Consider the following 20,045-nt stretch of genomic DNA (forward strand, 5'->3'; position numbering starts at 1 on the left):
TCCGTCGCTTCGGTCTTTGGCGAGGGCGATCAGCCTGCCCTGCCAACTGCTGCTTGGTGGAAACCGACCCTGTCGGCTCCCACCAAGCCCTTGTCAGGCCGAGCGGCGCTGGACGATCAGCTTCTTGATCTCCGCGATCGCCTTCGCCGGGTTCAGGCCCTTCGGACAGGTGCGCGCGCAGTTCATGATCGTGTGGCAGCGGTACAGCTTGAACGGATCCTCGAGGTCGTCCAGGCGATTGCCGGTGTCCTCGTCGCGGCTGTCCACGATCCAGCGATACGCCTGGAGCAGGATGGCCGGACCGAGATAGCGGTCGCCGTTCCACCAGTAGCTCGGGCACGACGTGGAGCAACAGGCGCAGAGGATGCACTCGTACAGACCGTCGAGCTTCTTACGGTCTTCCGGCGACTGCAGGCGCTCCTTGTCGGCCGGCGCCGGGCTCTGCGTGCGCATCCACGGCTTGATCGAGGCGAACTGCGCGTAGAAGTGCGTCAGGTCCGGCACCAGGTCCTTCACCACCGGCATGTGCGGCAAGGGATAGATGTTGACCGTGCCGCTGCCGCAGTCCTCGATGGCCTTGGTGCACGCCAGCGTATTGGTGCCGGCGATGTTCATGGCGCAGGAACCGCAGATGCCTTCACGGCACGAGCGGCGCAACGCGAGCGTCGAGTCGATCTCGTTCTTGATCTTCAGCAGGGCGTCGAGAACCATCGGCCCGCACGCGTCGAGGTCGACCTCGTACGTGTCGGTGCGCGGGTTCTGGCCGTCGTCCGGCGTCCAGCGATAGACCTTGAAGGTGCGCACGTTCTTCGCGCCCTTCGCCGGGAAATGCTTGCCGGCCTGGATCTTGGAATTCTTGGGTAGCGTGAACTCTGCCACGATTGCCTCTCCGGTCCGGTATCAGTAAACGCGCTTCTTCGGCGGCACGACTTCAACGTCGTCCGTCAGGGTGTACATGTGCACGGGACGGAAGTCGAAACTGGACTTGCCCGCCTCGTCGATCCACACCAGCGTGTGCTTCTGCCAGTCGTGGTCGTCGCGCTCCGGGAAATCCTCGCGGGCGTGGGCGCCGCGGCTTTCCGGACGCTGCTCGGCCGAGTGCATGGTCGCCACGGCCTGCGCGAGCAGGTTCGACAGCTCCAGCGTCTCGATGAGGTCGGAGTTCCAGACCAGCGAACGGTCGGTGACCTTCACGTCCTGGAACTTCGTGTAGACCTCGGAGATCTTCTGCGAGCCTTCGCGCAGCGTCTCGCCCGTGCGGAACACGGCGGCATCGGACTGCATCGTCTTCTGCATCTCGGCGCGGATCTGCGCGGTCGGCGTGTTGCCGTTCGCGTAGCGCAGCGCGTCGAAGCGGCCGAGCACCTTGTCCAGCGCGTTCGCCGGCAGGTCGCGGTGCGGCGTGCCCGGCTTGACGATCTCGGCGCAGCGATTCGCCACCGCGCGACCGAACACCACCAGGTCGAGCAGCGAGTTCGAGCCGAGGCGATTGGCACCATGCACCGATACGCAGGCCGCCTCGCCGATGGCGAACAGGCCCGGCACGATGGAATCCGGATCGTCGTCGCGCTTGGTGACGACTTCGCCGTGGTAGTTGGTCGGGATGCCGCCCATGTTGTAGTGGACGGTCGGCAGCACCGGGATCGGCTCCTTGGTGACGTCGACGCCCGCGAAGATGCGCGCGGATTCGGCGATACCCGGGAGGCGCTCGTGGATGACCTCGGGACCGAGGTGCATCAGGTTCAGGTGGATGTGGTCCTTGTTCGGGCCCACGCCACGGCCTTCGCGAATCTCGATCGTCATCGCGCGGCTGACCACGTCGCGCGAGGCGAGGTCCTTCGCGTTCGGGGCGTAACGCTCCATGAAGCGCTCGCCCTCCGAGTTGGTGAGGTAACCGCCTTCGCCGCGAACGCCCTCGGTGATCAGGCAGCCGGCGCCGTAGATGCCGGTCGGGTGGAACTGCACGAACTCCATGTCCTGCATCGGCAGGCCGGCGCGCAGCACCATGCCGCCGCCGTCGCCCGTGCAGGTGTGCGCGGAGGTGGCGCTGAAGTACGCACGACCATAACCGCCGGTCGCCATCACCACGGCATGGCCGCGGAACAGGTGCAGGGTGCCCTCGTTCATGTCGAGCGCGAGCACGCCGACGCAGCGACCTTCCTCGAAGATGAGGTCGATGGCGAAGTATTCGATGAAGAAGGTGGCGTCGTGCGCCAGCGCCTGCTGGTACAGGGTGTGCAGGATCGCGTGGCCGGTGCGGTCGGCCGCGGCGCAGGTGCGCTGCGCGGTGCCCTGGCCGTAATGCGTGGTCATGCCGCCGAACGGACGCTGGTAGATCTTGCCTTCCTCGGTACGCGAGAACGGCACGCCGTAGTGTTCCAGCTCGATGATGGCCGGAATGGCCTCGCGACACATGTACTCGATGGCGTCCTGGTCACCGAGCCAGTCGGAGCCCTTGATCGTGTCGTAAAAATGGAAACGCCAATCGTCCTCGCCCATGTTGCCGAGCGCGGCCGAGATGCCACCCTGCGCGGCGACGGTGTGCGAGCGGGTCGGGAAGACCTTGGTGATGCACGCGGCCTTGAGGCCCTTTTCGGCCAGACCGAACGTGGCGCGGAGGCCAGCGCCGCCGGCGCCGACCACGATCACGTCGTACTTGTGTTGTTGGACCTTGTAGGCTTCCATGGATCAGCTTCCGAGCGCGACGCGCAGCACGGCCAGTACACCCGCGAGCGCGGCGAGTACGGCGATGAACTTGATGAGCACCAGCGAGGCCACTTCGAGCCAGCGCGTGTGGACGTAGTCTTCGATCACGACCTGCAGGCCGAGCACCGCATGGCGGAACGTCGTGACCAGCAGCGCGATGAGCAGCACCGCGTTCCACGGTTTCACCAGCGTGGCGCGGGCGGTGGCGTAATCGGAGTGCATCAGTCCCAGCACCGTGACCACGAACCAGACCGTGAGGAACACCAGGCCGAGCCCGGTGACGCGCTGGAGCATCCAGTGGCTGACACCTTCCTTCGCCGAACCGAGGCCGCGAGCGCGTGCGAGCGGATTGCGCAGGTCGCGGCTCATGCGTGGCCCCCGGCGAGGATGTACGCCCAGACGGCGACGGTGAGCACGATGGCGATGACGATCGACAGCCAGCTGGAGCGCACGAACGCGGGAATGGAGTAACCGGCGCCCGTGTCCTGCACCAGGTGACGGATGCCGTTGGCGAGGTGATAGAAGAAAGCCAGGGTCCAGCCGACCAGCACGATCATCCCGATGGGGCTGCCTGCGCAGGCGGTGAAGGTGGCAAAAGCATCCGGGCCGGCGGCGAGGGCCGCGAGGCCCCAGACGAGGAGCAGGCTACCGACGGCGAGAACGATGCCGGTGGCGCGATGCAGGATGGAGGTCACCATCTGCACTTGCCACTTGTAGACCTGGAGATGCGGTGAGAGCGGGCGTCCCGTTTGTGCCATGGCGGCTATCCTGATTGGAATCGCTGGTGCCCGACGGTCTCTCCTCGCCTTCCTGCCCTCAGAAGTCGATGCAGCGTCCGTTTTTTTCCCAGTCGCCGTAACGCGTGGGGTCCAATGGCGCTTTCTCGACCCCTGCTTCGCCGTCGTGGGGACGACCGGCGGAACGAGCGGCTTCGCCGGAGCGGAATCGTTCGTGCCCTTGGGTTCGGAGGGATTGTCGGACATGGTTATAAAGCCCCGAAAGCGTAATACCTGTGCCACGGCAGCACAACCTTGACGAATGTGTCGGACCTTGGGTTGGGCCCGGCCGGACCGTATATCTTACTCCTCCCCGCCCTCTTCCGTCTCCCGCATGCCGAGCACTACCACTCGCACGATCACCCTCGCCGGCCCCGACGCCGCCGGCTTCGCCCATGCCCAGCTCAGCAGCGATGTCCTCGCCCTGCCCACCGGCCGGTGGCAATGGAGCGGCTGGCTGGATCCGAAGGGCCGCGTACGCGCACTGCTCCAGGTCGCACGAGTGTCGGATGAGCGATACGTGCTGGTCCCGCGCGGCGGCGACGCGCGCACCCTCGCGCAAGATCTCGCGCGTTTCGTATTTCGCTCGAAGGTGAAGATCGACGTGTCGGACGAGCTGCACGTGAGCGATGGCGAAGCGTACGACGACGGCAGCGTGCGCGACGACGATGGAGCACTCCTGTTGGGTGAAGGCGACGCATCGCTGCGTATCGGCACCAACACAGGCGACGACACGTGGGTCGCGCGACACATCGACAAGGGTTTCGCATGGTTACCCGATGCGGCACTTGGCGTTCTTCTCCCACCCGCGTTGTCGATGGAACGTCTAGGCGCCGTCGCGTTCGACAAAGGATGCTTTCCGGGACAGGAAATCGCAGCGAGGCTGCATTTCCTCGGCGGACACAAACGTCATCTGCGCGCGGCGCGCGCGGACGTGGGCGCGGCGCTGGAAGAAGGGCAAGCACTGCGCATCGGCGGCAAAGAGGTGGGCATCGTATTGATGCGCGCGAACATCAGAATTTCGCCTACGACTCTTGTCGTACTCGACGACACGATGTCGCAGGTAGAGACTCTTGACATCGACGATGCGCGCCTTCATCTCGTTTCGACATTCGCTGAGTAACGTGCGCTACATCGCAAAAAGTTGTTTCTGCATGTGTGTGAGTCAAAGCTGAACCAAGCACCTCGCGCACTTGCGGAAATCGAAACGCGCCACTAGGCTCCGCCGATCCCATTTACGTGGCCGTGGTGTTTCGACACGGTTACACCCGCGACGATCCGTCGAAGATGACGGTTCTGGCGCGACCCGGCCCCCGCCGGAGAGGAGCGACGCGCATCCCCATTCCTGCGCGTGCCCAACCCCAGATACCGGACGGCTCCGGACAGCCGCCCAGTACAGTCACAGTGTGTGACGCCCGAGTCATCCGTGTTTGTTCACTTCATCGGATGCCGTCGGTTGGTCCAGGTAGTAACGGCCTGCCCGCCCGTCTACCGCTCATACGTCTCCCATGGCTTTCCAGCCGCAAGTGACGGAAAAGCTCGTTGGAGGCAGATACACATGAAACTCTCCGCTTTGCTCTGGATGGCGTCCGTCCTTCCAAGCCACCTCGCCGACCAGACGTGCCTGGCGACGACGGTATACCTCGAGGCACGTAGCGAACCCACCATCGGCCAGTACGCCGTGGCGGAAGTTGCCCTCCGACGCCGCGACCGCGGCATGGGCGGCAAGAACGTATGCGAAGTCGTGAAGGCTCCGCGCCAGTTCGCCATCACCACCACACCGAAAGATTTCGAGGTCACCGACCTCGTCGCGTGGACGAAGGCGTGGAAAATCGCCGGCGACTCGCTCAACAACTGGAGCCTGCCGAAGAGCGAGCGCCTCGTCTATGTTCCGCAAGCCGATCATTTCGCCACCGTCGCCGTCGCACCGAGCTGGTCGTCCAGCCGCGTCGTGCGCAAGATCGGCGACCACGCGTTCTACGCCGTCAACTGACGCGCTACAACGTGCGGGGAAAAGGGATCCGAGCGGGCAGCTTGGGATCTCCGGGAAAAGGGGCCCTCGGACGAGGGTCTTTTTTTTGCCCTGAAAAAAGGCCCGCTTGCGCGGGCCTTGCACAACTTTCTTAAATGGACGTCTATACGTCTAACGCCGATACACGCGATCCCCGCGCACCTCGACGTAATCGCCGCGACGAAGCTGGGGATCTTCCCGCTGCGTCACGGTCGCCCAGCGCCCGTCGTCCAGGCGTACGCGCACCCGGAAGGCGACGTCGTTCGCTCCGTTGCGCTTGCCGACCTGGTTACCGACAACGCCACCCACGACGGCTCCGCCGACCGTGGCCGCCGAGCGGCCATCGCCCTTGCCGATGGTGTTGCCAAGCAACCCGCCCGCCACCGCGCCGATCACGGCACCGAGCGGCGAGGAACCCTTCTCCACGTAAACCTGCTCGATATCGTCGACCACGCCGCACTGCGAGCATCCTCGCGGCGCGCTGGAGTAGGCCACCCGATCATCGCTATACACTCGGCGCGGCTGCTCGTAGCACGCTGTCAGCGACAGCGTGGCCAGGGCAACGGCGACGAGGCCGAGTTTGCGAACAATGCTGTGCATGGCCAGTCCTCTCGCGGGGAATCGATGGATCAACGCGCGTCAGAAACCACCGTGACGCCTTCCTGTACCTCGACACGGTCGCCCGGATCGTGATCCATGCGGACCGAGCGGGTGACGCCGTTGTATTCATAGCGCACGTCGTAGGCCACGATCTTGTCGCCACCGCTGCCGGGTACCGTGCTGCACTTACGCACGGTGCTGGTCACGGTATTGGATTCCTGGCGGCGCTCCTGGATGGTGTGGCCGGCATAACCACCGCCCACGGCACCGGCGACCGTCGCCAGCGTGCGACCCTTGCCACCGCCGATCTGGTTGCCGAGCAGACCACCCGCCACGGCGCCGATGGCCGTGCCGGCGATCTGGTGCTGGTCTTTTACGGGGGCACGATGCGTCACGACTTCGTCGTGGCACTCGCGCTTCGGCGCGGTGGCCGCCTCGCGGACCGGGTCCACGCTCACCACGCGGCCGTACTTCGGACCCGCGGGTTCCGGGGCCGCTGCCGGGGCGGCGGCCGGGGCCGAGCCGGGAGCGGAGGCATTCGCCACATCGGCGTTGGCGTCACGGTTGCAGGCGGAAAGGCCAAACACGAGGGCCGCGCCCAAACCGGCGTTCAGGACGGAAATCTTCAACCTGCTCATACCCTAATCTCCACTGATGTATCGGCGACCCGATGGAGCCCGAGGCCCATCACCCAAAGCCGCCGTGGTTCCATTTGACAGTCGTTAAACTGAACGACGCCTTAGACTCCCGCTTACGTTCATTCCGGCATCACACTTACATGCTCGATCTCATAGACACCCATGCACACCTGGACGACCGCTCGTTCGACGACGATCGGGAGCCTATGTTCGGGCGTTCCGCCGATGCCGGCGTGCGCCGCTGGATCGTACCGGCGATCGACCGCGCGAATTGGGAGAAGGTCGAGCTTCTGGCGGCTTCGCACGCCGGCGTGTCCGCCGCCTACGGCTTGCATCCGCTCTTCCTGGACGCCCATCGCGACGAGCACCTGGATGAACTCCCCCGCTGGCTGGACGAGCGCGGCGCGGTCGCCGTCGGCGAGATCGGACTGGATTTCTATGTCGAGGGCCTGGACCCGGAACGCCAGCGCGACCTGTTCCACCGTCAGTTGCAGATCGCCCGCGAGCACGACCTGCCTGTCATCGTGCACGCGCGACGCGCCTTCGAGGAAGTCATCCATACCTTGCGCCGCTTTGGCGGCCTGCGCGGCGTGGTCCACAGTTTCTCGGGAAGCGAGGAGCAGGCCCGGCAGCTGTTCGACCTCGGCTTCCACATCGGCATCGGTGGGCCGGTCACCTATGACCGTGCGCATCGGATCCATCGCGTGGTGACGAACATGCCGCTCGAGTGGCTCCTGCTCGAGACCGACGCGCCCGACCAACCGTGCGCGCAGCGCCGGGGCGAGCGGAACGAGCCCGCTTACCTGCGCGACGTGCTCGCGACCGTGGCACGGCTGCGGGGCGAGAGCGAGGAACACGTGGCGGCACGAACCACGGCCAACGCCATCGGCCTTTTCCGCTTGTGAGTGCCGGCACTGGTCACCGCCAGTAGATACTTGCTAGCCTGATAGTTCACCAGCGAACTATTAGCCAGCGAAATGCCCAGTCTCAAACCCCACGTCGAGGCCATGTACGAAGGCGTCGGCCGCGTCGCCGGGCGCATCCCCGAAATGCCCGTGTCCGAGGTACTCCTCGTACGGATGTTGATGATGACGGCGGGCGCGCTGCATCGCGGTTTCGAAAGCAGGCTCAAGCCTTACGGCCTGAACGACAGCGACTTCCGCACGCTGATGATGCTGTACAGCAGCGAAGACGGCAGCGCGAACCCGGGAGAGCTGTGCCAGCTTGCCGAACAGAAGCCCACGAACATGACGCGCATCGCTAATGCCCTGGCGAAGCGCAACCTCATCTCGCGAGCACACGCGACGCACGATCGCCGGCAGGTGGTCCTGCGGATCACGCCGGCTGGCCGGCGCTTCGTGACCAAGATGCTGCCGCCCCTCTTCCCCTCGGTGATCGAGTCCTTCGCCTGCTTCAGCGCCGCCGAGCGAAAGACTTTCGAGCGCCTGCTGAAGAAACTCGCCCTCCACATCGACCCGATGGTCGACCCGGACGCTTCCCCATGAGCCCTGCCTCGCTCCGCCCCGCCCTGCTCGCCTGCGCGATCGCCGCGCTGCTCGCCGCCTGCCACGTTCCGGCGAAAATCGACCGACCCGCCCTGCGCGACGAAGCGCCCCTCGCCGGGCTGTCGACAAGCCAGCGCGCCGGCTGGCCAGCCGCCGACTGGTGGCGCGTGTATGGAGATCCGCAACTCGACACCTTGATGGACATGGCGCTGCGGGGCGCGCCCGATCTCGCCCAGGCACGCGCGCGGGTCTCCTCCGCGGAGCAGAACATTCGCGTTGCGGCGGCACAGGCCGGCCTGCGCGTGGACGGCAGCGGCCAGGTGGCGCGCCAGCGGATGAGCGAGCACGGCCTCATCCCGTCGCAGTTCCTCGGCTTCACCTGGTACAACCAGGCCGACCTCGGCATCCAGGTCCGGTACGACTTCGACTGGTGGGGCAAGAAGCGCTACACGATCGAGTCGGCGATCGACAGCGCCCGCGCCGCCGAAGCCGAACGATCGGCGGCGTCGCTGGGCATCCAGGCCATGGTCGCCGACACCTACTTCGGTTGGCTGGCGGACGAGGCGCGCTTTGCCCTGGCCGACCACCTGGTCGCGGCTCGCGAACGTGCCCTGCGCATCGCCGAGTTGCGGGTGAAACAAGGCGTCGACGTGCCGGACACCGCGCTGCAGGCGCGCGCGGAATTGGCCGGTGCGCGCCAGCAGCGCGTGGCCCTGCAAGGCTCCGCGGACATCCGCCGCGCCTCCCTGGCGACGCTCGTGGGCGTATCTCCCGCGGAACTGCCGGCGCTCGCGCCGCGGCCCTTGCCGGACGTCACGCCCGGCCTGCCTTCCGATGCCGGCACCGACCTGATGGCACGCCGCCCCGACATCGCCGCCAGCCGTTGGCAGGTGGAGGCCGCGCTGCGCCAGACCGATGCCGCCCGGGCGCAGTTCTTCCCGGACGTGAGCCTCAGCGCCATGGCCGGCCTTTCGAGCATCGACATGGACAAGGTCTTCTCGGCCGACAGCCGTGTCTTCTCCCTGACCCCGGCCACCCACCTACCCATCTTCGAAGGCGGCGCGCTGGAGGCCAACCATGGCGTCAGCCGTGCGCAGCTCGATGCGGCGGTGGCCCAGTACAACGCCACCGTGGCCTCCGCGGCACGCGACGTGGCGACGCAGGCGCTTGGCGCACAGCAGCTCGCCCGCCGGCGAACGGAGCAGGCCACGCAGATCGACGCGGCCCACGCGCTGCTCTCCAGTGCGCGCGCCCGCGCCGCGCGAGGCGTCCGCGACGACCGCGAATCGCTCATGACGGAAGCGGCGCTGATCCAGCAGCAGGACATGGACGCGGAACTGCATGCGCAGGCCTTGTCCACCGATGTCGCACTCATCAAGGCCCTCGGCGGCGGTTATCGCGCCGAGCCCACCGAACCCCCCTCCACCTCGAGCACCCACGGAGCCATGACCCCATGAGCGCTTCCCCGAACGATACACAGCGCGTGCAGGACGAAAGCGGCAACGCGCCCAAGGACAAGCGCAAGCGCGGGCGCGCGCTGCTCATCGCATTGGTCGTTTTCGTCCTGGCCGCCGTCATCTGGTTCCTGCTCTGGATGTTCGTGTTCTCCAAGCGGGAGACTACCGACGACGCCTATGTCGGCGGAAACCAGGTCGCCATTTCCGCGCAGGTGCCGGGCATCGTCGTGGGCGTGTATGCGGACGACACCCAGCGCGTGACGGCCGGGCAAGTGCTCGTGCGCCTCGACCCCACGGACGCGGACGTGTCGTTGCGCAAGGCCGGTAGCGCCCTCGCCCAGGCCGTGCGCCAGGTACGCCAGCAGACCCAGTCCGCCGCGGGTGCCGACGCGGCGCTCGTGGCCCGTCGCCAGGACCTGAAGCGCGCGCAGGACGACCTCAAGCGCCGCCTTCCGCTGCTCGCGGAAAAGGCCGTGGCGCCCGAGGAAGTGCAACACGCCCGCGACGCCGTCACCAGCGCGCAGTCCGCGCTCGACGCGGCGCAGCGCCAGGCCGACGCCGCACGCGCACTCGTCGACGGCAGCAACGTGGAAGACAACCCCGCCGTGACGCAGGCGCGCGCGAATTTCCGCCAGGCGTGGGTGGCCTCGCAGCGCAATGCGATCGTCGCGCCCATCGACGGTTACGTCGCGTTGCGCGGCGTGCAGGTCGGCAACAGCGTGCAGCCTGGACAGCAGTTGATGACGGTGGTGCCCTTGCACGACCTCTGGGTGGACGCCAATTTCAAGGAAGCCCAGCTGCGCCATGTGCGCATCGGCCAGCCGGCCAAGGTCGAGGCCGACATCTACGGCGGCGGCGTCGAATACCACGGCAAGGTCGTCGGCCTCGGCGCCGGTACCGGCAGTGCGTTCTCGCTGCTGCCCGCCCAGAACGCCACGGGCAACTGGATCAAGGTGGTGCAGCGCGTGCCGGTGCGTATCGCGCTGGATCCGAAGGACCTCGACAAGCACCCGCTGCGCATCGGCCTGTCGACCGCGGTCACCGTCGACATCACCGACGATGCGGGCGACGTCCTGCCCCGCCAGCCGTCCAACGTGCCCGTGGCGCAGACGCGCGTCTATGACGATGTGGCCGCCAAGGCCGATGCCGCGGCCGACACCATCGTGCGCGCCAACCTCGGAGCCAACGCGCCTTGAGCGACGAGACCGCCATCTCAGAGGTTCCCGCCAACGGCGGGCCGAAGCCGCTGCATGGCGGCCCCCTCGTCCTGCTGACGATTGCCGTCGCATTCTCCACCTTCATGGAGATCCTCGACATGACGATCGTCAACGTGGCGGTCCCGCATATCGCGGGCAGCCTGGGCGTGAGTTCGAGCGAGGGCACGTGGGCGATCAGCTCCTACGCGCTGGCCAGCGCGATCATGCAGCCGCTCACGGGGTGGCTTGCCAAGCGCTTCGGCGAAGTCCGCACGTTCTGCGTGTCGGTGGGCTTGTTTGTCGCCTTCTCGATGCTCTGCGGCCTTGCCACCAACATGCCCATGCTGGTGATCTTCCGCCTGATGCAAGGCGCGGGATCGGGACCCATGGTGGCCTTGTCGCTCTCGCTGCTGCTGGCGAGTTATCCGAAGACGAAACAAGGCATCGCGCTGGCCATGTGGGCGATGACGGTGGTGGTCGCGCCCATCTTCGGCCCCATCCTCGGCGGCTACCTCACCGACAACTTCTCCTGGCCGTGGATCTTCTACATCAACGTGCCGGTAGGCGCCGCCGCGGGCATCGTGACGTGGAGCATCCTGCGCCATCGCGAGACGAAGATCGTGCGGGCACCGATCGATACCGTGGGGCTCGCCTTGCTGATCCTCGGCGTGGGCAGCCTGCAATTCATGCTGGACAACGGCAACGACCACGATTGGTTCGCCTCGCCGATGATCCTCACGCTCGGCCTCATCGCGCTCGTGGCGCTCGTGTTCCTCGTGATCTGGGAACTCACGGCGAAACACCCGGTGGTGGACCTCTCGCTGTTCGCGCGGCGCAACTTCGCCATCGGCGTCACAGCGCTGTCGCTGGGCATGCTCGCCTTCTTCGGCATCAACGTGGTGTTCCCCCTCTGGCTGCAGACGACACTGGGTTACACCGCCACGTGGGCCGGCCTCGCAACGGCGCCCGTAGGCATCCTCGCTTTCCTCGTCTCGCCCTTCATCGGCAAGAACATCCAGCGCCTGGAACTGCGCGCGGTGGTGACGTTCGCCTTCATGGTGTTCGCCTTCACCTCGTTCTGGTTCGCGGGATTCAATAGCGGCGCCTCGTTCTCGGCGCTAGTGGTGCCGCGTTTCATCATGGGCATCGCGATCGCGTGTTTCTTCATCCCGCTCAACCAGATCTTCCTGTCCGGCCTCGAACCGGACCAGATCGCCGGGGCGTCGGGCCTGGCGAATTTCTGCCGCACGCTCGCCTCCAGCGTCTCCACGGCGATCACCGTCACCCTGTGGCAGCACCGCACCGAGACCCACCATGCGTCGCTGATGGAGTACGTGACCCATACGGCACCGGCGACCACGGCCTTCACCCAGAAGCTCACGTCGCTCGGCATTCCGGGCAAGCCCGGGCTTGCGGTGGTGGACCAGCTGGTGACCCGCGAAGCCGCCACACTGGCCGTCAACGACGTCTTTTGGGGGTGCGCGATCCTCTTCCTCGCCCTCATTCCCATCCTCTGGTTCGCGAAGCCGCCGTTCGGGAATGCCGGTGGTGCAGCCGCACATTAAATCGCCGTTACCTAAATCGATCCAAAACCGGTATGTGAAATCCGTAAACGATTACGATGACTTGCGACAACTGGTGCGGCGCAATACCTCGTGGTAGTTTTCGCCGCATGGCACAAACCCTACGCATCATTAAGAAGTATCCGAACCGTCGTCTCTACGATACGGAAATCTCGAGCTATATCACGCTGGAGGAAGTCCGCCAGCTGGTACTCGATGGGGAAACTTTCGAAGTTCGGGACGCCAAGTCCGGCGAGGACCTGACCCGCTCGGTCTTGTTGCAGATCATTGCGGAGCACGAGGAACACGGGCAGCCGATGCTCTCGCCTCAGTTGCTTTCGCACATCATCCGTTTCTACGGCGACTCGCTGCAGGGCTTCATGGGGCCGTACCTGGAGCGCAGCCTGCAGGTCTTCCTGGACCAGCAGCAGCAGTTCCGGAACCAGCTCAACAGCCTGATGGGCCAGACACCCTGGTCCATGCTCAACGAGATGACCGAGCGCAATCTCGACGTGTGGAAGTCGATGCAGCGCGGTTTCCTCGACGCCGCCACCGCCAAACCGGCGGAGCCCGTGCGGCCTGCGTCGCGGACCGGCAAGAAGACTGGCTGAGTCCCGCCCAGCCCCACTTGCCCCCAGCAGCGCTGCGGCGCACGATGCGCTGCCCCGCAATATCGCGCCCGGACGAAGGTCGCCATGCCCCGTAACGACATCGCCGTGGTCGGCGCCGGACTGGTCGGCGCCCTGGTCGCCACCCTGCTGACCCAGCGCGGGTTTCGCGTCACCGTCTACGAAAAGCGCTCCGATCCGCGAAAAGCCGGTTTCCTCGGCGGACGCTCGATCAACCTGGCCCTCGCCGAGCGCGGCCTGCACGCGCTGCGGGCCACCGGTCTGGCCGACCAGGTCCTCGAACAGGCCGTGATGATGCGCGGGCGCATGGTGCACGACCCGGCCGGTCACAGCGGCTTGCAGCGCTACGGCGTGGACGACTCCGAAGTGATCTGGTCGGTCTCGCGCGGCGGCCTCAACACCCTCATGCTGGATGCCGCGGAAGCCGCGGGCGCCACCGTCCATTTCGACCAGGGCCTCGTCGGCGCCGACCTCGAGGCGGGGACGCTGCGCCTGCGCGATGCCCAGGGTCACGAGCGCACGGTGGAGGCACCGGTGGTCATCGGCGCCGACGGTGCCGGCTCGGCCCTGCGAGCCGCGATGCATGCGCACGCGCCGCTGGGCGAGCGCGTCGAAGAACTCGGACATGGTTACAAGGAACTGGAAATACCGCCGGGCGTGGATCCGTCGGCACCCTTCGCGATCGAACGAAACGCCTTGCACATCTGGCCACGCGGCCACTACATGTGCATCGCGCTGCCCAACCGCGAAGGCAGCTTCACGGTCACGCTGTTCCTGCCGAACGACGGCGCGCACCCGAGTTTCCGCACCATTGCGGGGGTGGGTGCCGCGGAGGCCTTCTTCCGCACCGATTTTCCCGATGCGCTCGCGCTCATGCCGGATTTCGCGGCCGACTGGGCGGCGCACCCCGTCGGCACGCTGGGCACGCTCTACCTCGACCGCTGGCACATCGGCGGCCGCGCGCTGCTCATCGGCGATGCCGCGCACGCCATCGTGCCCTTCCATGGGCAAGGCATGAATTGCGGCTTCGAGGATGCGGCGGAACTGGCCGAGCTCTTCGCGGCGCAACCGGACGACGCCGCGGCGGTCTTCGCGGCGTTCGAAGCGAAGCGCAAGCCGAACGCCGACGCCATCGCGCAGATGGCGCTGGAGAATTACGTGGAAATGCGCGACTCGGTGGCGGATCCGCACTACCTGCGCAAGCGCGAGCTCGGTGCGCTGCTGGCGGAACGCTCGCCGACGCATTACCTGCCGCGCTATCGGATGGTCACCTTCACCCACCTGCCCTATGCGTACGCGCTGGAGCGGGGGCGCGCGCAGGACGTGCTGGTGGAGCAGTTGCTGAAGGGGCACGACACCGTGGCGTCGGTCGATCTGGACGCCGCGGTGCGCACCCTCGAGGCGACCCTGCCGACCTTGCCTGCGCAGGCCTTCGAACGCGGGTGACATCACGCTCCGCAGGCATCGCGGACAGGGTCCGCTCCCACCGAGCAAAGCCGATCGCGCCACTGTCCGCATCGCTGCAACGGAGCCAGCCTGGCGGGAGCCGGCCCTGTCGGCGATGGCGGCTCGATGACGCATGGACATCCACGCGTCCGCCCGCAACAATCTCCGGATGATTTCCGCCGCCGACCCCGCTCCCTTGCTCGAAGCCCGCGCCCTCAGCTTCCTGCGCCAGGACGAGCCGGTGTTCGGGCCGCTGGATTTCGCGTTGCATCCGGGTGAGATCGCGCTCGTCGAAGGCGACAACGGCAGTGGGAAGACCACGCTCATGCGCGTGCTCACCGGCATGCTGCGTCCGGGCGAAGGCGAGGTGCGACTGGACGGGGCCGCCTTCTCGCTGGACACGATGGCCGGGGCCGTCGCGTTCCTCGGCCACCACCTCGGCTTGAAACTCGACCTCTCCGCCCGCGAGAACCTGCGCGTGAGCGCGGGGCTCTACGGCCAGCGCGAAGGCACCGACGCCGCCTCGGCGCTGGCGGACGTGGGGCTCGCGGGCTTCGAAGACGAGCCGGTGCGCCGCTTGTCCGCCGGTCAGAAAAAGCGCGCCGCGCTGGCCCGCCTGCTGCTCGTGCCCGCGCGGGTGTGGCTGCTGGACGAGCCCTACGCCAACCTCGATCGCGAAGGCATCGCGCTGGTGAACCGCCTGCTCGAAGCCCATGCCGCACGCGGTGGCGCCGCGCTGGTCACCAGCCACGGCGCAGTGCGTTTCGCCGGCGGCGAACCTCGGCGCATCCGGTTGCACGCATGAGGCCCGGCAGCACGCCCGCCGCTTGCGCCGCGCTCCTGCGGCGCGACCTGACCCTGGCCTGGCGGCGCCGAGGCGACATCGCCATGCCGGTGCTCTACGCGCTGATCGTCGCCACGCTGTTCCCGTTCGCCCTCGGGCCCGAGCCCACCCTGCTCGCCCGCATCGCCGGCGGCGTGGTCTTTGTCACCGTGGTGCTCGCCGTGCTGCTCTCGCTGGACCACCTCTTCCGCGCGGACATCGACGATGGCTCGATGGAGCAGCTGATGCTCGCGCCGCAGCCCTTGGCGCTGCTCGTGGGCATGAAGATCCTCGCCCATTGGATCACGTCGTCGCTGCCACTGATCGTCGTCGCCCCGCTGCTTGCCGGCATGCTGAAGTTGCCGTCCGCGGCCATGCCGGTGCTGGTTTTCGCCCTCGTCCTCGCCACGCCGCTGCTCAGCCTGCTCGGCGCGGTGCTGGTGGCGCTAACGGCGGGATCGAGGCGCTCTGGTATGCTTCTGGCGCTCATGTTGCTGCCGTTGTGCGTGCCGGTCGTGATCTTCGCCGCCGGCGCCGTGGCCGCCGCCCAGGAAGGGCTGCCATGGATCGCGCCGATCGCCTGGCTGGGCGCCGGGCTCGTCTTGGCGGTGGTTCTCGCGCCGCTGGCCTGCGCCGCCGCGCTGCGCATCGCCATGGACACATGAACACGTGCAACCGTGCGGCCCGAAAGCGGGACACACGGTGTTTGAACGAACCTGCGAAGAGGATCGATGGCTAACTGGGTTCCGCTCTGGCTTCACCGCCTCGGCTCGCCGCCGGTGTTCTACCGTTTCGCCGGTGCCGTGAGGCCCTGGGCGCTGGGCCTTGCCCTCGTCCTGGGCGTCGTGGCGTTGTACGGCGGCCTTTTCGTCGCGCCAGCCGACTACCAGCAAGGCGACGCCTACCGGATCATCTTCATCCACGTGCCCAGTGCCTGGATGAGCCTTTTCATCTATGGCGCCATGGCCGTGGCCGCCTTCATCGGGCTGGTCTGGCGCATCAAGATCGCCGAAGTCGTGGCGATGGAATCCGCGCCGGTCGGCGCCGCGTTCACCTTCGTCACCCTCGTCACCGGCTCCCTGTGGGGCAAGCCGATGTGGGGCACGTGGTGGACCTGGGACGCGCGGCTCACCTCCGAACTGGTGCTGCTCTTCATCTATCTCGGCGTGATCGGTCTGTACCACTCGTTCGAGGACCGTCGCCAGGGCGCGCGCGCCGCCTCCTTCCTCGTGCTGGTCGGCGCGGTGAACGTGCCCATCGTGCATTTCTCGGTGAACTGGTGGAACACGCTGCACCAAGGCTCCACGGTGCGCCTGCTTGGCCCGTCGCATATCGAGGCCAGCATGCTCTGGCCGCTGCTGACCATGATGGCCGCCACCAAGCTTTACTACATCGCGAGCCTGTTCGCGCGCGTGCGCGCCGACCTCATCGCCTCCGAAGGTGGCAAGGGCTGGGTGCGCGAGTTGCTCGCTGCCCGCGGCGGGAGCGACGCCGCATGAGCCAGGCCTTCAGCATGGGCGCCTACGGCTTCTACGTCTGGTCCGCCGTCGCCGTCTTCTTCATCGTCCTCTTGATCGACACGCTGGCCCCGTTGGCCCGGCGCCGCCGCAACCTGCGCGAACTCCGCGCACGCATCGCGCGCCAGGAAAACCGTCGCCGGCCGGGAACCCCGCCAAGCAATGAATCCAACGCGTAAACGCCGCCTCGCCATCGTGATCTCGGTCGTCGTCGCCGCAGCGATCGCGGTCGGCCTCATCGTATTCGCCTTGCAGCGGAACATGAGCTACCTCTTCACGCCCAGCCAGGTGCAGGAAGGCCAGGCGACGCAGTACGCCACGTTCCGCCTCGGCGGCATGGTGAAGGCCGGCTCCATCCAGCGCGGCGCCGATACGCTGAAGGTGAGTTTCATCGTCGTCGACGACGCGGGCGCGATGCCCGTCGAGTACACGGGCATCCTTCCCGACCTGTTCCGCGACAACCAGTCCGTGATCGCCACCGGGCGCATGGACAGCGGCCGCTTCATCGCCAGCGAAGTGCTCGCCAAGCACGACGAGAACTACATGCCGAAGGAACTCAAGGACGCGATGGCCAAGGCGCACGAGAACCGCAAGATCGACGACAAGGCCATGAAGGATCCGCAGCCATGATCCCCGAGCTCGGCCAGTTCGCCCTCGTCCTCGCGCTGCTGCTCGCCATCGCACAGGGCGTGCTGCCGATCGTGGGCGCATGGCGGGGCAATGCCGCCCTGATCGCGATGGCGCGCCCCACGGCCGCGGGCCAGGGCGTGTTCGTGTTCGCCGCCATGGCGATCCTGATCTATGCCTTCCTGAGCTACGACTTTTCCGTGGCGTACGTCGCCGACAACTCGAACCTCGCCCTTCCTTGGTACTACCGCGTCACGGCGGTCTGGGGCGCGCACGAGGGCTCGATGCTGCTGTGGGTGTTCATCCTCAACGTCTGGTCGCTGGCGCTGGCCGCCTTCAGCCGCCACCTGCCCGACGTCTTCGTGGCCCGCGTGCTGGGCGTGCTCGGCCTGATCGGCGTCGGCTTCCTCGCCTTCATCCTGTTCACCTCGAACCCGTTCCTGCGCGAACTGCCGATGCCGGCCGACGGCGGTGACCTGAACCCGGTGCTGCAAGACCCGGGCATGACCTTCCATCCGCCCGTGCTCTACATGGGTTACGTGGGCTTCTCGGTGGCGTTCGCCTTCTCCATCGCCGCGCTCCTCGGCGGTGGCATGGAACAGGCATGGGTGCGGTGGGCGCGTCCGTGGACCAACGTGGCCTGGGCCTTCCTCACGCTCGGCATCGTCGCCGGTAGCTGGTGGGCCTATGCGGAGCTCGGCTGGGGCGGCTGGTGGTTCTGGGATCCCGTGGAGAACGCGTCGTTCATGCCCTGGCTTGTGGGCGTCGCGCTGATCCACGCACAGGCGGTGACGGAGAAACGCGGCTCGCTGCCGGCGTGGACCGTGCTGCTTTCGCTGTTGGCGTTCTCCCTCTCGCTGCTCGGCACCTTCCTCGTGCGCTCCGGCGTGCTGACGTCGGTGCATGCGTTCGCCTCCGACCCGCGCCGCGGCCTCTACATCCTCGCCTTCCTCGTCATCGTGATCGGCGGTTCGCTGCTGCTGTATGCGATCCGTGCGCCGAAGGTGGCCACCGGCAAGCCGTTCGCGCCGATGTCGCGCGAGACCGGCATCATGATCGCCAACCTGCTGTTCACGACGGCGGCGGCGATGGTGCTGCTCGGCACCTTGTTCCCGCTGATCGGCGACGCGTTGAACATCGGCCGCGTCTCGGTTGGCCCGCCTTATTTCGGGTTCCTCTTCGTGCTGCTGATGGCACCCGCCGTGTTGCTGCTGCCGTTCGGCCCGTACCTGCGCTGGGGTCGCGCCGAAGGCCACCAGCTCACGGCCATGGCGCTGCGTGCCGCCGTGGCCGCCGTCGTCTGCGCCATCGCCGCCGCCTTCTTCGTCCAGGGCCACCTGCGCGCGATCGCTGGCGTGGCCGGTGCCGTGTGGGTCGGCGCCGGTACGCTCGCCTACGTGATCAAACGGTGGCGCGAGATGCCGCGCGGCCGGCGCTATCCGGCGGAGATGGGCGGCATGCTGCTGGCCCATACGGGTGTCGCCATCTTCCTCATCGGCGTGATGCTTTCGGAATCCCTGAGTGTGGAGCGCGACGTGCGCCTCGCCCCGGGCCAGGTCGAAACCATCGGCGGCTACGACTTCCGCTTCGACGGCGTGGAAGAGACGGAAGGCCCCAATTGGCGCGCCGACGAAGGCATCGTCACGATCCTGCGTAACGGCGACACGGTCGGCACGATGCATCCGCAAAAGCGCACGTATTCGCGCGGGCAGGTGCAGACGGAGTCGGCGATCGATGCCGGCCTCTTCCGCGATATCTACGTTGCGCTGGGCGAGCCCATGGATGCCAACAACATCGGCGGTGCTTGGGCCGTGCGGCTCTACCACAAGCCCTTCGTGCGCTGGATCTGGCTGGGTGGCCTGTTCATGATGGCGGGCGGCTTCCTCGCCGCCTGCGAGCGGCGGTTCCGCGCCAGGAAAGTCGCTGCCGAAGCGACCGCGCCCCATCCGACGGCTGCCGGCCTGAAAGCGAAGGAAACGCCGGCATGAGTCGTCTGTTGCCACTCGTCGCGTTCCTCGTGCTCGTGGGCTTGTTCGGCTTCGGCATCTGGTGGAACACGCAGCACGACCAGCACGAGATCGTCTCGCCCTTGATCGACAAGCCGGCGCCGGCGTTCTCGTTGCCCGTGCTCGGCGAGCCGTCGCGCACGGTGGGCAAGGCCTCGCTGCTAGGCAAGCCGTACTTCCTCAACGTCTTCGCCAGCTGGTGCATCGAATGCGTGCATGAGCACCCGATGCTGATGACCGAGGTGAAGCAACTCGGTCTGCCCATCGTCGGCTTCAACTACAAGGACGATCCGCAAGCCGCCACGGCCTGGCTTGCCGAACACGGCAATCCCTTCGACGTGATCGTCGCCGATCGCGATGGTCGGGCCGGCATCGATTTTGGCGTGTACGCCGCACCGGAAACCTTCCTCGTCGATGCCAAGGGCGTGATCCGCTACAAGCGCATCGGCCCCATCACGCCGGACGTGCTGGAGAAAGAGATCCGACCCGCCCTCGCCGCGCTGGCAAAGGAAGCGCCGTGACGCGGTGCATCCTCCTCTGGCTGGT

23 protein-coding genes are annotated in these 20,045 nt (G+C 66.9%); 16 read left to right on the plus strand and 7 right to left on the minus strand.

The annotated features are described in order from the left end of the window. Nucleotides 1-93: 93 nt before the first annotated feature. Genes ACQKIE_RS05055 through ACQKIE_RS05075 form a run of 5 tightly spaced genes read right to left on the minus strand, consistent with a single transcriptional unit; the run spans nt 94 to nt 3,879 of the window. Complete coding sequence (locus ACQKIE_RS05055; protein WP_427456418.1) at nt 94-879, minus strand: succinate dehydrogenase iron-sulfur subunit; 786 nt, start codon at nt 877-879, stop codon at nt 94-96. 21 nt (nt 880-900) lie between these two features. Next, complete coding sequence (gene sdhA, locus ACQKIE_RS05060) at nt 901-2,685, minus strand: succinate dehydrogenase flavoprotein subunit (protein WP_427456420.1); 1,785 nt, start codon at nt 2,683-2,685, stop codon at nt 901-903. Nucleotides 2,686-2,688: 3 nt separating this feature from the next. Continuing rightward, entirely contained in the window at nt 2,689-3,075 is a 387-nt protein-coding gene (gene sdhD, locus ACQKIE_RS05065; protein ID WP_427456422.1) for a succinate dehydrogenase, hydrophobic membrane anchor protein, read from the minus strand. Beyond that, nucleotides 3,072-3,464, minus strand: coding sequence for a succinate dehydrogenase, cytochrome b556 subunit (gene sdhC, locus ACQKIE_RS05070; protein WP_427456424.1), 393 nt, complete (start codon nt 3,462-3,464; stop codon nt 3,072-3,074). The genes sdhD and sdhC overlap by 4 nt, the downstream gene beginning before the upstream one ends. 58 nt (nt 3,465-3,522) lie before the next feature. Next, nucleotides 3,523-3,879, minus strand: a complete 357-nt coding sequence (locus tag ACQKIE_RS05075) for a DUF1674 domain-containing protein (RefSeq protein ID WP_427456426.1) — start codon at nt 3,877-3,879, stop codon at nt 3,523-3,525. A gap of 123 nt (nt 3,880-4,002) precedes the next feature. On the opposite strand from ACQKIE_RS05075, the gene ACQKIE_RS05080 reads away from it, so the two are divergent. Both ACQKIE_RS05080 and ACQKIE_RS05085 read left to right on the plus strand, forming a co-directional pair. After that, a complete protein-coding gene (locus ACQKIE_RS05080; protein WP_427456428.1) occupies nt 4,003-4,605 on the plus strand; it encodes a hypothetical protein in 603 nt (200 codons plus the stop codon). 435 nt (nt 4,606-5,040) lie between these two features. Further along, on the plus strand, nt 5,041-5,475 hold the full coding sequence (locus tag ACQKIE_RS05085; RefSeq protein WP_427456430.1) for a cell wall hydrolase: 435 nt from the start codon (nt 5,041-5,043) through the stop codon (nt 5,473-5,475). A gap of 150 nt (nt 5,476-5,625) precedes the next feature. Here the strand turns inward: ACQKIE_RS05085 and ACQKIE_RS05090 are convergent, their stop codons facing one another. Beyond that, entirely contained in the window at nt 5,626-6,093 is a 468-nt protein-coding gene (locus ACQKIE_RS05090; RefSeq protein ID WP_427456432.1) for a glycine zipper 2TM domain-containing protein, read from the minus strand. A 29-nt stretch (nt 6,094-6,122) separates the two neighbouring features. Continuing rightward, entirely contained in the window at nt 6,123-6,731 is a 609-nt protein-coding gene (locus tag ACQKIE_RS05095) for a glycine zipper 2TM domain-containing protein (protein WP_427456434.1), read from the minus strand. A 140-nt stretch (nt 6,732-6,871) separates the two neighbouring features. Between ACQKIE_RS05095 and ACQKIE_RS05100 the strand changes: the two genes are divergently transcribed. The 14 genes from ACQKIE_RS05100 to ACQKIE_RS05165 all read left to right on the plus strand — a co-directional run bounded on the left by ACQKIE_RS05100 (nt 6,872) and on the right by ACQKIE_RS05165 (nt 20,020). Continuing rightward, nucleotides 6,872-7,636 (plus strand): TatD family hydrolase, encoded by a 765-nt coding sequence (locus ACQKIE_RS05100; RefSeq protein ID WP_427456436.1) that lies wholly within the window; start codon nt 6,872-6,874, stop codon nt 7,634-7,636. 72 nt (nt 7,637-7,708) lie between these two features. Next, nucleotides 7,709-8,236, plus strand: coding sequence for a MarR family winged helix-turn-helix transcriptional regulator (locus tag ACQKIE_RS05105; protein ID WP_427456438.1), 528 nt, complete (start codon nt 7,709-7,711; stop codon nt 8,234-8,236). Beyond that, nucleotides 8,233-9,693 (plus strand): efflux transporter outer membrane subunit, encoded by a 1,461-nt coding sequence (locus ACQKIE_RS05110; RefSeq protein ID WP_427456440.1) that lies wholly within the window; start codon nt 8,233-8,235, stop codon nt 9,691-9,693. Before ACQKIE_RS05105 ends, ACQKIE_RS05110 begins: the two co-directional genes overlap by 4 nt. Continuing rightward, nucleotides 9,690-10,889: an efflux RND transporter periplasmic adaptor subunit gene (locus tag ACQKIE_RS05115; RefSeq protein WP_427456442.1), complete on the plus strand. Its 1,200-nt coding sequence runs from the start codon at nt 9,690-9,692 to the stop codon at nt 10,887-10,889. The genes ACQKIE_RS05110 and ACQKIE_RS05115 overlap by 4 nt, the downstream gene beginning before the upstream one ends. After that, nucleotides 10,886-12,454 (plus strand): DHA2 family efflux MFS transporter permease subunit, encoded by a 1,569-nt coding sequence (locus ACQKIE_RS05120; RefSeq protein WP_427456445.1) that lies wholly within the window; start codon nt 10,886-10,888, stop codon nt 12,452-12,454. Before ACQKIE_RS05115 ends, ACQKIE_RS05120 begins: the two co-directional genes overlap by 4 nt. 107 nt (nt 12,455-12,561) lie before the next feature. Continuing rightward, nucleotides 12,562-13,062 carry a polyhydroxyalkanoate synthesis repressor PhaR gene (gene phaR / locus ACQKIE_RS05125; protein ID WP_427456447.1) on the plus strand — a complete coding sequence of 167 codons (501 nt, stop codon included), beginning with the start codon at nt 12,562-12,564 and terminating at the stop codon, nt 13,060-13,062. A gap of 84 nt (nt 13,063-13,146) precedes the next feature. Then, entirely contained in the window at nt 13,147-14,526 is a 1,380-nt protein-coding gene (locus tag ACQKIE_RS05130) for an FAD-dependent oxidoreductase (protein WP_427456449.1), read from the plus strand. 169 nt (nt 14,527-14,695) lie between these two features. After that, entirely contained in the window at nt 14,696-15,331 is a 636-nt protein-coding gene (ccmA, locus tag ACQKIE_RS05135; RefSeq protein ID WP_427456812.1) for a cytochrome c biogenesis heme-transporting ATPase CcmA, read from the plus strand. Next, nucleotides 15,328-16,014, plus strand: a complete 687-nt coding sequence (ccmB, locus tag ACQKIE_RS05140; protein WP_427456451.1) for a heme exporter protein CcmB — start codon at nt 15,328-15,330, stop codon at nt 16,012-16,014. The genes ccmA and ccmB overlap by 4 nt, the downstream gene beginning before the upstream one ends. Nucleotides 16,015-16,080: 66 nt before the next feature. Then, nucleotides 16,081-16,848: a heme ABC transporter permease gene (locus tag ACQKIE_RS05145; protein ID WP_427456453.1), complete on the plus strand. Its 768-nt coding sequence runs from the start codon at nt 16,081-16,083 to the stop codon at nt 16,846-16,848. Further along, a complete protein-coding gene (gene ccmD, locus ACQKIE_RS05150; RefSeq protein WP_427456455.1) occupies nt 16,845-17,045 on the plus strand; it encodes a heme exporter protein CcmD in 201 nt (66 codons plus the stop codon). The genes ACQKIE_RS05145 and ccmD overlap by 4 nt, the downstream gene beginning before the upstream one ends. Further along, on the plus strand, nt 17,029-17,496 hold the full coding sequence (gene ccmE, locus ACQKIE_RS05155) for a cytochrome c maturation protein CcmE (protein WP_427456457.1): 468 nt from the start codon (nt 17,029-17,031) through the stop codon (nt 17,494-17,496). The genes ccmD and ccmE overlap by 17 nt, the downstream gene beginning before the upstream one ends. Then, nucleotides 17,493-19,481 (plus strand): heme lyase CcmF/NrfE family subunit, encoded by a 1,989-nt coding sequence (locus ACQKIE_RS05160; RefSeq protein WP_427456459.1) that lies wholly within the window; start codon nt 17,493-17,495, stop codon nt 19,479-19,481. Before ccmE ends, ACQKIE_RS05160 begins: the two co-directional genes overlap by 4 nt. Beyond that, nucleotides 19,478-20,020: a DsbE family thiol:disulfide interchange protein gene (locus ACQKIE_RS05165; RefSeq protein ID WP_427456461.1), complete on the plus strand. Its 543-nt coding sequence runs from the start codon at nt 19,478-19,480 to the stop codon at nt 20,018-20,020. Before ACQKIE_RS05160 ends, ACQKIE_RS05165 begins: the two co-directional genes overlap by 4 nt. The last annotated feature ends 25 nt before the right edge of the window (nt 20,021-20,045 follow it).

Origin of the sequence: Luteibacter sp. NPDC031894 (assembly GCF_050273135.1) — a bacterium.
In the GTDB taxonomy this organism is placed as follows: domain Bacteria; phylum Pseudomonadota; class Gammaproteobacteria; order Xanthomonadales; family Rhodanobacteraceae; genus Luteibacter.